Below are 14,220 nucleotides of genomic sequence, written 5' to 3'. Positions count from 1 at the left end.
TTATTGCGTATCTTCGTATACAATCTCCCCCCGCAATACTGTCATCAGAATTTGAGTTTTAGCGATTTGTCTTGCTGATAAAGTCGTTATGTCTCGTTCGAGAATGGCAAAATCCGCTGCTTTTCCGACCTCAATAGAACCGGTAATGTCCTCAATGCCAAGGCTCTTAGCTGCATTGAGCGTGTAAGCATCTATTGCAGTGTAGATATCGGTTAGGCCTGTTTTACCCATGATTAAGCTGTTCGCGATACCGACCAATGGGTTGATGTCGTGTACGTTCCAGTCACTGCTCAAGGTGATATTGGCGTCCGTTTTGAGTATCGCATCGAGGTTCATCATGGCTTTGGCGCGGCGAGCGCCAAGGAAGGCTTCGGCCCATTGGTGTTGATGCTTGGCTACGTAATCAGACCCGACTTGGAAATCCGCCGAGACATTGAGTTGTTTAAAGCGGGGAACATCTTCATCATTGATTAATTCAACATGGGTTAGGGTGTAGGGTTTTTGCGACCCTTGTTTTCGGATACTTTCGATTGCATCAAGGGATTCACGAACGGCGCCATCACCAATAGCATGAATGTGAGCGCTAAAGCCGATTTTATCGAGAGCGGTGAGCCACTCTTTCATCTGTGCTGGTGGAATATAGTTTAGGCCATTGGGAGATTGTGGCAGATAGGTATCTAAATAGGGCGCGAGTGTTTTTGCTGTACCGTTAATGAAGATCCCATCGCTGTACATTTTTACCTGATCGACAAGCAGCAAGCGGCTTTTGTCATCGGAATACATCTTCTCAAAGACTTCTAATTGAGAGGGAATCGCCATTGATGGGTAAACCCAAGGGCGCAATGACACGCGAGCAGTCAAATCTTGGTTTTGCTCGGCTTCTAGCCAAACGTCATACCAGCCTCGTTTCCAATACATTCGGCCGTCACCTATGGTGGTAATGCCGTGCGCTGCGGCTTCTTCAAGTCCGAACATTAAGCCTTGGTAGCTCTGTTCAAAGAGATCGCTTTGACTGTTCCACGCCATCTCCATGATTTGGTCGCCAGCGTTATCTAGTAAGATGCCGTTAAGTTTTCCAGTGCTTGAGTCTTTTAAATATGCGCCGCTTTGGGGATCTGGCGATTGCTGGCTGATTCGTGCGATTTTCAGTGCTTTTGAGTTGACCCACATTGAGTGGGAGGTTTGCTCCATGATCACCACTGGGCGGTCTGGAAAAACACTGTCGATGATCTCAAGTGGCGTGTATTCCGAATCGCTGTCGAGTGTCGATTCCAGAGAAAAGCCATAACCCATTAACCAGCCTCGACCATCGATTTCGGCATTGATTTTACACGCTTCTAAGTAAGGGATTTGTTCTTCGAGTGTGGCTTCAGAATCGAGTTCGCAATTACCACCTAGTTCTGAGGCGGCTTCAAAAACATGGTTGTGATTATCAATGAAACCGGGCAAGACAAAGCGTTGTTGAAGGTCGATGATATTGGTATTGGTATTGGTATTGGTATTGGTATTGGTATTGGTATTGGTATCGGTATTCGCGTATTCCAACGCATTTTGTTTCTGACCAATAAAGATTATTTTCCCGTTCTTGATAGCGATACTATCGGATTCGTAATGACCATAAATAATGGCGTTTGTAAAAATCTGATCGCTCGACGTTTCGGCCATAACCAACGAACCAACCATTGATGTCCCTAAGTAAAGGGCGCCTACCAGTACAGAAAACGGCAGTGATTTTTTCAATAAATGTTTAATCATAGTCATTCACGTTGATTATCTTATTTTCAATTATAGGGAACAGATGAATAGTCTGTGATGCGTTCTGATATTTATAAATTAATTGAGGCTTTTTTGTAACGTAAATGTTAGATAAGTCACTGATTCGACGAATAAGTAGAGATCTATTTCTTAATGGAAACGTATAGAGTATTAGAAAGACATAAAACGTGAGTTGAGGTTAGGATGAAAAGATTTTTATTATTACTGAGCGTAATCTTATTGGGTGGATGTGTTGGTGTGCCAGACACAGTAAAACCAGTCAAAGAGTTTGAGTTAGATAGATACTTAGGAACTTGGTACGAAGTGGCTCGTTTGGATCATTCATTTGAACGTGGGTTGAATAACATCAGTGCCGATTACAGCCTCCGTGAAGATGGCGGTGTAAAAGTGATTAACCGTGGTTATTCAGCTGAGAAGGGTGAATGGAACGAAGCGGAAGGCAAAGCTTATTTTGTAGAGGGTAGCGACCAAGGTTATCTGAAAGTGTCATTTTTCGGTCCATTCTATGGTGCGTATGTGGTGTTTGAATTAGATAAAGAGGGCTACCAATACGCGTTTGTTTCTGGCCCTGATACTGACTACCTATGGTTACTTTCTCGAACACCAGAGGTTGCTCCAGAAGTGATGGAGAAGTTCAAAGCGATGTCGAAAGAGCGCGGCTTTAATATCGATGAGCTAATTTTTGTTGAGCACAACGATCAACAATAGTGAATGAAACGTTTTTGAAGATGACAATAAAGGGACAGTGAATAAACTCATCTGTCCCTTTTTTTGTTCTGATTTTTTACATTAGCTAGCCTTGTCTACGAACTTGCAAAACGCTGAGAATTGAAAGCGAGATAAAGAAAGCGGGGTCACTCCAACCAAAACCAACAAAGATACCAGTGAAAGCCGCATACAGTGTAATGATAGCCCCCAACATATTGGTGATAACCAGTCCTTGGATGAGCTTTTTGGCGCTAATTCCCGCTTCAATATCTCGCAACAACCAAGTTATGGCTGCGATACCACCAAGAAAGATACTTGTGTGTTGAGATAGAAAGTAAGCGTACTTATCATTAATTTCCACACCGTACATGGGCCACATCATCGTTGGTAGAAAAAACAGTGCGATGGCAAACCCTGCGTAAATGATGCCGTGTAGGCTTAAAAACGTTTTATTGTTCATGTTGTATCTCTCTATCTCGTGCCTTTCGCTGTTTCTATTTTCATTTCAATTGCTTTGTTTTCATTCAGCGAACGAACGACTTAACTAGTCGTTGATTGGGCCTTTATTAATGGTCGTTAATGGTTGATTAACATCAAAAATCACACCACGTACTTCGGCTACACCCATATTTTTTAAGCGAGCGGCATGCATCGCTAGGTAAGTCTCAGCACTCAGTTGGTCTTCAAAAAGATAGACACCACCGCCCAGTTTTTCAGCTTCGTTTTCTGTCCAGATTTTCCAGATCATGCCAGGTTCGTCGTTAATTGATTTCGCTAGGTCAACGAGTGCGTTCGACATTTCTTCACCAAATGGGCCGCTAAATTCAAAATCAACTTGTAATAATTTCATGGTTATTTCTCCAAACTGTTGTTTAGTGTGACGTTAGGAATAAGCTCAAAACTAAAAGCTATAACGCCAAATATCAGAGGCTTGATTGCCTGTTGAGCTAGATATTGCTTGCTGAAATAGATATTACCTGTAAAAAATAAACAGAAAAGTTCATAATATCGCCATTAACTGTCAGGATTTTAGACCGATGAGATTAAAGACCACCCTAGACCAATGGCAAACACTCTATGAAATAGACCGTGCTGGAAGTATTCAGGCGGCGGCACTGCAATTAAATAAGAGCCACACCACGCTGATTTATGCGCTGAGAAAGTTGGAAGATCAACTGGGTGTGTCTTTGGTTCAGGTCGAAGGTCGTAGGGCGGTGTTATCGGAAGACGGTAAAGCGTTACTTCGCAGGGCGAGCAGCATGCTGGAACAAGCTCGGGAACTAGAGCTGATCAGTGAGCAGCTAGCAAAAGGTATGGAGTCTGAAATGGTGGTGGCGGTTGATCATTTGTGTTGTCTTGAGCGCCTTTATAAACCTATGGCTGCGTTTATGGCAGAGAACAACACCACATCAATACAAGTGATTGAAACTTCATTGTCTAAGACCACGGAAATGGTCATTCAAGAATTGGTTGATGTTGCCATTATCAACTTACCGATCACCAATTATCCTGCTGAAGCCTTTGGCTTTACAAAGATGGAGCCTGTGGTAGTGAGTTCACATCCGTTAGCTAAGGCGACATCGATATCGCTCAATCAGTTATCGTCGTTGCCACAAATTGTTGTCAGAGATTTAGGTGCTCAAGTTAATCAAGGCAGTAAAAAACTAGGAAACAAAAAAGATGTGGGTTGGCTGAAGTCGAGCCAGCGTATTACGGTCGATAATTTCGACCATGCCTTTGGTGCGGTAGAGCAGGGAGTCGGGTATTGCAGGTTACCTAAGCATCTTGTCGATAGTCGAGGAAGTGACAAGCTCACGGTGTTGAATGTGGAAAATGGCAGTGGATACCAAGTCCCGCTTCATCTCACTTTGCCAAAAGGGGCAAAGACAGGCCCTGCTGCAAAACGGTTCTACGAATTACTGCTAGAGTCAGCACCTCCCTTGCCTTTATCTTCCTGATAAAGTTTGAACGCAAGCTCTGGCTCTAACTGAAATTAGGGCTTGAACTAGCTAGGTTGGTTACCGTTCAAGAAAAGCGCGACACATTCGCGAGTGTAGTGCAGCCTCTCTTCATCAGATTCGCCGCTATCATGCCCGAAAAATGCCCAATACGCCGATTTACCATGAAACATAAGCAGTAATTGTTGCGCTGCCATGGTTGGTGAGCTTGAGGTCGAAAGTGTTAGATCACCAGAATCTATCTTGGTCTGCAAATAATCAGCGAGTAACTTGGTGGTCTTCTGTGGCCCAGTTTCTAAATAAATAGAGGCAATCTCTGGGTGTGTGTTGGCTTGGCTGACTGCGTTTTGAAAGGTTTGCCTAGATTGATCATCAAGTAACAAGTCCTGAAACTTCACGCCAAATTTCACCAACTCATCACCCACTGCAGCATTCATATCAAACGCAGCAGGGCTAAGTTCGCGCTCTGCACACCTAGTTTGCATGCAGGTTTCGAAAAGTTCGTCTTTGTTTTTAAAGTGAGAGTAGACCGTTTGCTTAGAAACGTTTGCTGCTTTTGCTATCTGATCCATGTTGATCTTGAAGCCATGTTCAGAGAAAAGTTGGCTAGCTGCGGTTAAGATCTGCGATCTCTTTTGTTCACTCTTGATGATTTTTGTCACGTGCTTGCTTCTCGTTACTTGGTGTTGGGTCGTTATCTAGTGTTGTCTCGTTACTTAGTTCTGTCTCATTGCGTTTGTATCTTTAAATATTTGTCTGAGTGTTTCTCGATACAGGCTAAGCATTATGCTTTTTGTGATGGTTTTATCAATCATTAACGATGAAACTTATTTTTAACACAATCAAACTAGACAGTCTAGTTTGATTTGGTTAGTCTAAAAAAAGAACATAATTGAGTACCGCATAGGAACAGTACGTATGTATAAATTGATGAAGGGAAGCGCAGTAGCAGTGGCGTTGTCGGCTTTTCTTGTTGGATGTGGTGAAAAGGAACAAGCCCAAGAGTCGGATGATTCAACCGCTAAAACGACTTCGAGCGTCCAAACCATTTTAACCGTGGAAACGATGGCTTTGGCGCTGTCTTCTTCTTATGCAGTACAACGCGAATATGTCGGTGTCGTTAAGGCGGGACAGCAGGCTAATTTAGGTTTTGAATTGGCAGGTAAAGTGCGAGAAATCTTAGTTGATGTCGGTGACACAGTAACCGAAGGCCAACCGCTAATCAGATTAGATATCCAACTGTTGCAGACCGAAGCTAGCCAACTGAAAGCGCAAGCCGACGAAGTGGAAGCTCAATTGAGCTTGGTGGCGGCAAACTTGAAACGCCAACGTTCATTAAAAGCCAAAGGTTTCAGTGCGGAAGCTGAAATTGACTCGCTGACCAGTGAGCAACGCGTATTGCAGGCTAACTTGCTGCGTATTGGTGCCTCCGTAAAAGGCAATCAATTGAAGCTAGTGAAATCGACAGTTCGTGCGCCTTATTCGGGCACTATTGCAACGCGTTTTGTCTCTTTGGGAGATGTAGTGAATGTGGGTAATCCAACTCTGACTTTGCTTGCCTCTGAAGGTAAAGAAGCGTTCATTGGTATTCCTGCACATCAAATGCAAAAAGTGACTTCACTTTCCTCACCAAGTATTCGAGTCGGGCGTAGTGAATACGCGGTGAACTTGCTGAATCCTGGGGCGATGGTTGATACTCGGTCTCGCAGTGTCGGTTTACGTTACCTTTTTCCTGAACAAGCTTCAGTATTAGAAGGGCAGCTTGCTTATCTTAAGTTTGATGAGCAAATTGATGACCAAGGTTATTGGGTTCCATTAACCGGTTTGATTGATGGTCTGCGCGGTGTGTGGAACATCTTTGTGGTTGGTGAAGATAATAAGGTGGAACGCCGAAGTGTTCAGGTGCTGTTTGCCAACAATCAGCAAGCTTATGTGAGTGGTGCGATTACCGAAGGCGAGCAGGTGATAGCCAGTGGCTTACATCGTTTGGTTCCGGGTCAAACTGTTAATCCAGCAAGCGTTTCTGCTGAATAGGAAATAGTATGAAAATCATAGAGACTATTTCCAACACTCGACTACTTATTTTAATGACCGCGCTGCTCATGGTGAGTGGTATTTCTGCGTTCATGACGCTGCCGCGTGCAGAAGATCCAGTGATCATCAACCGTTACGCGAACATTACTACGAGCTTCCCTGGCGCCAGTGCCGAACGTGTTGAAACTCTGGTCACGGAGGTTATAGAAAACAAGCTGCGTGAGTTAAGTGAAGTTAAGTTAGTGAGCTCAACCTCAAGGCCGGGCGTGTCTATTGTCACGCTCGAATTGAATGACACCATCACCGAGCCAGAACCCGTCTGGTCTCAAGCTCGTGACAAGCTATCTGACATCGAATCTATTTTGCCAGCGGGCTCTCATTCTCCCGATCTCGACAGCGACCACACCTATGCCTTTACCACGATTACCGCGCTGACTTGGTCTGGTGCAGGTGAGCCGGATCGACTGACGCTTGGCCGTTATGCCAAAGAGTTAGCCAAACGGTTGAGAACCTTATCGGGTACTGAATTCGTTGACGAATACGGGATGCCACAAGAAGAGATTCAAATCAGTTTACGCACCGCAGACGCTGCTGCCCTTGGGCGTTCAAGTGCCAATATTGCAGAGTCTCTTGAAGGAGCGGATGCCAAGAACTCTGCCGGTGAATTAGTCAGTGCGTATTCTCGCTTTGGCTTAGAAATTAAATCTGAACTCGATTCTATTGAGCGCATTAAGCAAGTGCCAATAGCCACTGATAGCAAAGGTCACATCATCCGTATGGAAGACATTGCTTCCGTTAAGCGTGGCGAGAAAACCCCACAAGACCAGATTGCCATTATTGATGGTGAGCCAGGTGTGATTGTCGCAGCAAGAATGCATCCTGATTTACGTGTCGATAACTGGACGTCGCGAGCCAACGCGCTCATCAGTCGATTTGAGCAAGAGCTGCCGAGCAATATTCAGGTCAACGTGCTTTTCAATCAGCAAGGCTATACCGAAACACGCTTGGACGATCTGGGCAAAAGTTTGATGATCGGTTTCGTGCTGATCTTGATTGTGTTGTTTGTCACTTTAGGCGTGCGTGCCGCGATCTTAGTGGCGATTTCTCTGCCGTTAACCTCATTACTGACCTTGTCGATCATGAAAATGACCGGTGTGCCGATTAACCAAATGTCGGTCACTGGCCTAATTGTGGCGCTCGGAATCATGGTCGATAACGCGGTGGTGATGGTAGACACCATTCAAGCTTACCGATTGAAAGGGCAACAGCGAGCAGAAGCAACCATGAACGCGTTGAAGCATTTATGGGTACCGTTGTTAGGTTCCACTTTGACTACCGTTTTGGCGTTTGCACCAATCATTTTGATGCCGGGCGCATCGGGTGAATTCGTTGGCGGTATTGCGATTACGGTGTCTTTCTCGTTGATCGGCTCTTATATTATTTCACATACCTTGATTGCTGGCTTGGCGACCAAGTTATTACCGAAACAACTCAGCGATGTTGATAAGAAGGGGCAGCACCATTGGTACATGACGGGCTTAAGAATTCCTGCACTAACACGTTGGTTCTCGTCTTCTGTTCGCTTTGGTGTCACGCATCCAATCATCACTATTGCTTTGGTGTTATTGGTACCGTTTACCGGTTACTGGAGTATGTCCCAATTAACGGAGCAATTCTTCCCGCCATCAGACCGAGACATGTTTGAGATTCAGGTTTACATGCCGCCGCAAGCGAGTGTTTATGCTACGAAGAATACCTCTGAAAAAATAGACGATATCATTCATCGCTACCCAGAAGTGGAACGCATTGATTGGCTAGTAGGAGCGAACTTCCCATCGTTTTATTACAACCTACAAGCAAGACAAAATAACGCGCCGTACTTCTCACAAGCGATGGTCAAAACAGAGAACTTTGATCAAGCCAATGCTTTAATTCCTGAGCTCCAGAAAGTGTTAGACGAAGAAGTGCCGCAAGCTCAAATTTTGGTGAGAAAGCTTAACCAAGGTCCTCCATTTACTGCGCCTGTTGAGTTGCGTGTTTATGGTGAAAATCTTGATACGCTCAAAGCGATTGGTGAGGATGTGCGATTGATTTTGGCGGGTGTTCCTCATGTGACGCACACAAGGGAAACGCTGCAACCGGGTACGCCGAAGGTGTGGTTGAAGGTCGATGAAGACACCGCGAAACTTAACGGTATTTCACTCAATCAGTTTGCTGGCATGTTGCAAACCACGTTAACTGGTCGTGAAAGTGGTTCGGTAATTGAGGGCAGTGAATCGGTGCCGATTCGTGTTCGTGTCGCGGATGAAGCTCGTGAGGATCTTTCGCACCTGAGTAATATTCGTTTGCCGATCAGTTCAGACGTCTACTCAACCGGTATCAATGTGTCTACCTTAGCCGAGCTTGAACTGACGACGAGTCGTGGTGCGATTACTCGTCGTAACGGGCAGCGTGTGAATACCATCGAGGGTTACATTGAAGCGGGTGTTTTACCTCAAACCGTGCTTAACGAATTCCAAAAACGCTTAGAAAGCTATGAAATTCCGTCTGGTTACACGGTTGGTTTTGGTGGCGAATCCGCTGAACGAGACAATTCAGTCAACAGTCTCATCTCAAATGTCGCAGTCGTGGTGGTATTGATGGTGTTAGTGGTGGTGATGTCGTTCAATTCGTTCCGAATGAGTAGCATCATCTTCATGGTAGCAGGGCTGGCTGGTGGCCTAGGGTTGCTGTCGGTGTGGATCTTCGGTTACCCATTTGGTTTTACGGTGATCATCGCCATGCTTGGGATTGCGGGCTTAGCTATTAACGCCGCCATCGTAATTCTGACGGAATTGAAACTCGATGAACAAGCTTCATCAGGCAATGTGGATGCGGTGGTAGAGGCGGTGATGTCGTGTACTCGACACATCAGTTCAACAACTATTACTACGGTTGGGGGCTTTATGCCGTTGATCATCGCGGGCGGTGGTTTTTGGCCTCCGTTTGCGGTCGCGATTGTGGGCGGTACCGTGTTAACCACGCTTATCTCGTTCTATTTTGTGCCTGTGGTTTATCACTTGATGACTCGAAATCAGCGAAAAACCATGGCTAATCAAGCCGTATAAGTTATCTTTAACTCGCCATAATCGAGCTGTGTTTAGCTTGATTATGGCGTTGTTTTCTCTTTGAATTCACCTCAAACTCTCCATTTTTCTTATCTTTTTACGCTTATAAGACTATCGACTCACCACAATATTGCATCGGCTAACACTCTGATATCTCACTGATGAATGATTGGTGATGTTAAATAATCTTACGGGTGAATACCATGTAAATGGTATGTGAATTCATAATTTAGATTCCTATCACACTTCTCTTTATTCGCTCTTTCTAATGTACCCCGGATTTTCCGTGTATCTTGTTCTTGGATTAGCGTTTATCGACCTCTTGTAAATCCCTTACCAGGACTGGTTTCATTCGTGTAGCACGCCAATGTCGTGTGTCTGAATTGCATTCTTTTTCTGATCTTTCGCCTTCATAAATGAAAGGTTAGTTTCCAAGTTTGTTTGGTGAGCTTTCAATTTTAACTCCTCATAATGCGCCAAATGTAACAATGTGTTTCAAAGCGTAACAACTAAGTCATGTTTTCTGTGTGGTTTTAACCTTGTGGCTATGTTTTAGCTCAGCAGCAATGCTGTTTTGACTCGCTGCAATCTTGTTTTGACTGCGCGTGACCAGACTAAATTGGACTTCCCTTTGAGGTACGGTGTTTCACATGCTCAACACATAAATATTCTAATGACCATGACAACCAGTACTCGGGCGTTCGTTCTGAGGCTGGATAACCATCGAGAAAGTTAATGGAAGCTTCAAGATATAAACGCATTTTATCGAGAGCAAATCTGTCGAGGATTGGTTTGGTGGGAACCGTCCTGATGCTCGAAGGATGTAACTCCGCATTGCTCGACCCAAAAGGTAGCGTTGGCGTTCAGGAAAAAGAGCTGATTATCACGGCTCTGTTACTGATGCTGATTGTCGTCATTCCCGTGATTCTGATGACCATCTATTTTGCTTATAGATACCGCGAAAGCAACACCACAGAAGAGTATGCACCTGACTGGGCGCACTCAACCAAGATTGAAATAGTGGTATGGACGATTCCAATCATCATTATCGCGATTCTGGCCACCATCACTTGGCGTTCAACACACGAACTAGAGCCTTCAAAGCCTCTGGTGAGTGACGTTAAGCCTATGGTGATCGAAGTGGTCTCTCTGGACTGGAAGTGGCTGTTCATCTATCCGGAGCAAAACATTGCGACGGTTAACTATGTTGCGTTCCCGAAAGATGTACCAGTGACGTTTAAGCTGACTTCAGACAACATCATGAACGCGTTCTTTATCCCGCGCCTTGGTTCGCAGATCTACGCGATGCCGGGAATGGTAACCAAGCTGAACTTGATCGCGAACCACGAAGGCGACTTCAAAGGTTTTGCATCGAACTACAGTGGTAAAGGGTTCTCTCAAATGAAATTCACTGCGTCAGCACTGCCTGATCAAGTGGCGTTTCTAAACTGGGTGGAAAAAGTGAAAGCTAGCCCAGACCGTATTGAAGACTGGGAGCAGTTCCGTTCATTGGCTGCGCCAAGTGTCGCTGAACCTGTGACTTTGTTCTCCAGTATCCCACCATTTTTATTCACTGATGTCGTGACCCAGCACCCTGGTTCAATGAACTGTCTGCCGGAAACCCAAGGATAATCGTCATGTTTGGAAGATTAACTCTAGACTCAATTCCCTACCACGAACCCATTATTTTGATCACCTTAACCATGATCGCTTTAGTGGGTAGTTTAGTGGTGTATGCGGTAACAAAAGCCGGTAAGTGGCAATACCTATGGAATGAATGGTTTACGTCTGTAGACCACAAAAAACTAGGCTTCATGTACATTGCGGTCGCGATGGTGATGTTAGTTCGTGGCTTTGCTGATGCGGTCATGATGCGCAGTCAGCAATTGCTTTCTGCAGCCGGTGAGACGGGCTATTTACCGCCACATCATTACGACCAAATCTTTACGGCTCACGGCGTGATTATGATTTTCTTCGTCGCGATGCCTTTGGTTATTGGTTTGATGAACATCATCGTACCGCTGCAAATTGGTGCTCGTGATGTTGCGTTCCCTTATCTGAATAACTTGAGCTTCTGGCTGTTTGTGGTGGGTATCATCCTAACCAACATGTCACTGGGGTTAGGTGAATTTGGCCGTACGGGTTGGTTGGCGTATCCGCCGCTGTCTGGCATTGAGGCCAGCCCAGGAGTTGGGGTCGATTATTGGATATGGGCACTGCAAATATCCGGTGTGGGTACCACGTTAACGGGTGTCAACTTCTTCGCGACTATTTTGCGCATGCGTACGCCGTCTATGCCAATGATGAAGATGCCAGTATTCACTTGGGCATCTCTGTGTGCCAACATTCTGATCATCATCTCTTTCCCAATCCTAACGGTCACCATCGCGCTACTGACGTTGGATAGATACATCGGCACGCATTTCTTCACCAATGACCTTGGTGGTAACGTGATGATGTATGTGAATCTGATTTGGGCATGGGGACACCCTGAGGTGTACATCCTGATCTTGCCTATCTTCGGTGTGTTTTCCGAAGTGACTGCAACCTTCTCACGCAAAAAACTGTTTGGTTATACCTCGTTGGTATGGGCGACGATTGCTATCACTATTTTGGCGTTTGTGGTTTGGCTGCATCACTTCTTCACCATGGGTTCTGGCGCCAATGTGAATGCCTTCTTCGGCATCGCGACCATGATTATCTCTATCCCAACCGGGGTTAAGATCTTCAACTGGCTATTCACCATGTACAAAGGTCGTATCCGCTTCACCACACCAATGATGTGGACGGTCGGTTTCCTAATCACCTTTACTGTAGGTGGTATGACGGGCGTATTGATGGCGGTTCCGGGTGCGGATTTCATTCTGCATAACTCGGTATTCCTGATTGCGCATTTCCACAATGTAATCATCGGTGGTGTTGTCTTCGGTTGTTTTGCTGCGATTGGTTATTGGTTCCCGAAAGCGACCGGCTTCACTCTGAACGAGCTTTGGGGCAAACGCGCATTCTACTGCTGGATCATCGGTTTCTTGATGGCGTTCTTGCCGCTTTACGCTCTAGGTTTTATGGGCATGACGCGTCGTTTGAGCCAAGACATCAACCCTGAGTTCTTCCCTCTACTGGCGGTTGCGGCTGCAGGTACGGGCGTGATTGCGATGGGTGTGGTGTGTCAGTTCGTTCAGATTTACGTAAGTGTTCGTGACCGCGACCAAAACCGAGATCTAACCGGTGACCCATGGGGTGGACGTACATTCGAATGGGCGACATCGTCACCACCACCGTTCTACAACTTTGCAAAATTGCCTAAGGGCGATGAGATTGATTCGTTCTGGTATCAAAAGCAAAGTGGTGAATTTGACCCAACTCAGGAAGAAGAATACGAACGTATTCACATGCCGAAGAACACACCGACAGGCATTTATGTGTCTGCATGGGCGTTGGCATTTGGCTTCGCGATGATCTGGTACATCTGGTGGCTAGCGGCTGCAAGCTTAGTGGGCATCGTGGTGACGTGTATTCAACACAGCTACAACGACGATGTGGACTACTACGTGGAAGTTGAAGAGATCAAAGCGATTGAAGCGGCTCGACGTGCGCAGCTTGCAGAAGCGAAAAAACAGTCAGTGAAAGGCGATCATTCTGGTCGTGGTAACAGCGCTGACAGTGGTAATAACGACAATAAAGATGACTTGGAGACGACGTATGCAAGCTAATACTCCGTCACACACTTATGATCTTGCACACTCGCATGATCATCACCACGAAGCTGCGGGCAACAAGTTGTTTGGCTTTTGGGTTTACTTGATGAGTGACTGTGTCCTGTTTGCCACGCTTTTCGCGACTTATGCCGTGCTTGAGAGTGGATCTATCGCAGGGCCGACAGGTAAAGACATCTTTGAACTGCCGTTCGTGTTTGTCGAAACCATGATGCTGCTGTTCAGTAGTATCACCTTTGGCTTTGGCATGATTGCGATGAAGCGCAAAGACGTTACGGGACTGAAGCGATGGATAAAAGTCACTTTCGTATTGGGTTTAGCTTTTATCTGTATGGAAGTGTATGAATTTCATCACTTGATTGCAGAAGGCTATGGTCCTCAAGAGAGTGCGTTCCTTTCAGCATTCTTTACCTTGGTTGGCACACACGGTTTGCACGTAACGTTCGGTCTGATTTGGATGGCGGTGGCGTATCACCAGCTTTCAACCAAAGGTTTGAACGACAATATGTCGATGCGCTTCCAGTGCTTGAGCCTGTTCTGGCACTTCCTTGATATTGTTTGGATTTGTGTATTTACCATCGTGTACTTAATGGGGGTGATGTAATGGAACAGCATCTAGACAGCGGTGCAACGGATTACGTGAAAGGCTTTATTGCGTCACTAATTCTGACCATTATTCCGTTCTACATTGTGTGGTCACATGCGCTACCAAGCACGGAAACGTACGTGATCTTGTTCGGTTGTGCGCTGGTGCAAATCTTTGTGCACTTTAAGTACTTCTTGCACATGGAAGCGAAATCTTCCGATGGACGTTGGAACTTGGTGTCACTGATGTTTACCGCCATTGTTGTATTGATCCTTATCGCTGGCTCGGTATGGATCATCTACAACATGAACGTCAACATGAAGTTGTAGGCTAGG

Annotated in this window: 12 protein-coding genes; 8 read left to right on the top strand and 4 right to left on the bottom strand. The window is 45.6% G+C overall.

The genetic code is table 11. The features are described 5' to 3' along the window. On the bottom strand, positions 1-1,683 hold the full coding sequence (locus AACW75_RS02185; RefSeq protein ID WP_237297383.1) for an amidohydrolase: 1,683 nt from the start codon (positions 1,681-1,683) through the stop codon (positions 1-3). Positions 1,684-1,959: 276 nt separating this feature from the next. Here AACW75_RS02185 and AACW75_RS02180 point away from each other — a divergent pair, with 276 nt between their 5' ends. After that, on the top strand, positions 1,960-2,484 hold the full coding sequence (locus AACW75_RS02180; protein WP_145568094.1) for a lipocalin family protein: 525 nt from the start codon (positions 1,960-1,962) through the stop codon (positions 2,482-2,484). Between the two features lie 85 nt (positions 2,485-2,569). Here AACW75_RS02180 and AACW75_RS02175 read toward each other — a convergent pair whose 3' ends face one another. Then, positions 2,570-2,944 carry a hypothetical protein gene (locus tag AACW75_RS02175; protein ID WP_145568096.1) on the bottom strand — a complete coding sequence of 125 codons (375 nt, stop codon included), beginning with the start codon at positions 2,942-2,944 and terminating at the stop codon, positions 2,570-2,572. A gap of 84 nt (positions 2,945-3,028) precedes the next feature. Beyond that, a complete protein-coding gene (locus tag AACW75_RS02170; RefSeq protein ID WP_145563610.1) occupies positions 3,029-3,334 on the bottom strand; it encodes a monooxygenase in 306 nt (101 codons plus the stop codon). Between the two features lie 187 nt (positions 3,335-3,521). Between AACW75_RS02170 and AACW75_RS02165 the strand changes: the two genes are divergently transcribed. After that, entirely contained in the window at positions 3,522-4,442 is a 921-nt protein-coding gene (locus tag AACW75_RS02165; RefSeq protein ID WP_145568098.1) for a LysR family transcriptional regulator, read from the top strand. Positions 4,443-4,489: 47 nt separating this feature from the next. Here the strand turns inward: AACW75_RS02165 and AACW75_RS02160 are convergent, their stop codons facing one another. Beyond that, positions 4,490-5,104: a TetR/AcrR family transcriptional regulator gene (locus AACW75_RS02160; RefSeq protein WP_017073904.1), complete on the bottom strand. Its 615-nt coding sequence runs from the start codon at positions 5,102-5,104 to the stop codon at positions 4,490-4,492. Positions 5,105-5,360: 256 nt separating this feature from the next. Between AACW75_RS02160 and AACW75_RS02155 the strand changes: the two genes are divergently transcribed. The 6 genes from AACW75_RS02155 to cyoD all read left to right on the top strand — a co-directional run bounded on the left by AACW75_RS02155 (position 5,361) and on the right by cyoD (position 14,214). Continuing rightward, entirely contained in the window at positions 5,361-6,476 is a 1,116-nt protein-coding gene (locus tag AACW75_RS02155) for an efflux RND transporter periplasmic adaptor subunit (protein WP_145568100.1), read from the top strand. Between the two features lie 8 nt (positions 6,477-6,484). After that, on the top strand, positions 6,485-9,583 hold the full coding sequence (locus AACW75_RS02150; RefSeq protein WP_237297375.1) for an efflux RND transporter permease subunit: 3,099 nt from the start codon (positions 6,485-6,487) through the stop codon (positions 9,581-9,583). Between the two features lie 735 nt (positions 9,584-10,318). Continuing rightward, a complete protein-coding gene (gene cyoA, locus AACW75_RS02145; RefSeq protein ID WP_145568104.1) occupies positions 10,319-11,215 on the top strand; it encodes a ubiquinol oxidase subunit II in 897 nt (298 codons plus the stop codon). A gap of 5 nt (positions 11,216-11,220) precedes the next feature. Beyond that, complete coding sequence (cyoB, locus tag AACW75_RS02140; protein ID WP_145568106.1) at positions 11,221-13,296, top strand: cytochrome o ubiquinol oxidase subunit I; 2,076 nt, start codon at positions 11,221-11,223, stop codon at positions 13,294-13,296. Next, entirely contained in the window at positions 13,268-13,903 is a 636-nt protein-coding gene (gene cyoC, locus AACW75_RS02135; protein ID WP_080967339.1) for a cytochrome o ubiquinol oxidase subunit III, read from the top strand. Before cyoB ends, cyoC begins: the two co-directional genes overlap by 29 nt. Continuing rightward, positions 13,903-14,214, top strand: coding sequence for a cytochrome o ubiquinol oxidase subunit IV (gene cyoD, locus AACW75_RS02130; RefSeq protein ID WP_010439794.1), 312 nt, complete (start codon positions 13,903-13,905; stop codon positions 14,212-14,214). Before cyoC ends, cyoD begins: the two co-directional genes overlap by 1 nt. The last annotated feature ends 6 nt before the right edge of the window (positions 14,215-14,220 follow it).

The sequence above is a fragment of the Vibrio sp. L3-7 genome, from assembly GCF_963898195.1.
Taxonomy (GTDB): domain Bacteria; phylum Pseudomonadota; class Gammaproteobacteria; order Enterobacterales; family Vibrionaceae; genus Vibrio; species Vibrio echinoideorum.
Note: the sequence above shows the minus strand (reverse complement) of the source record. Positions and strands in the feature narration are given on the sequence as shown.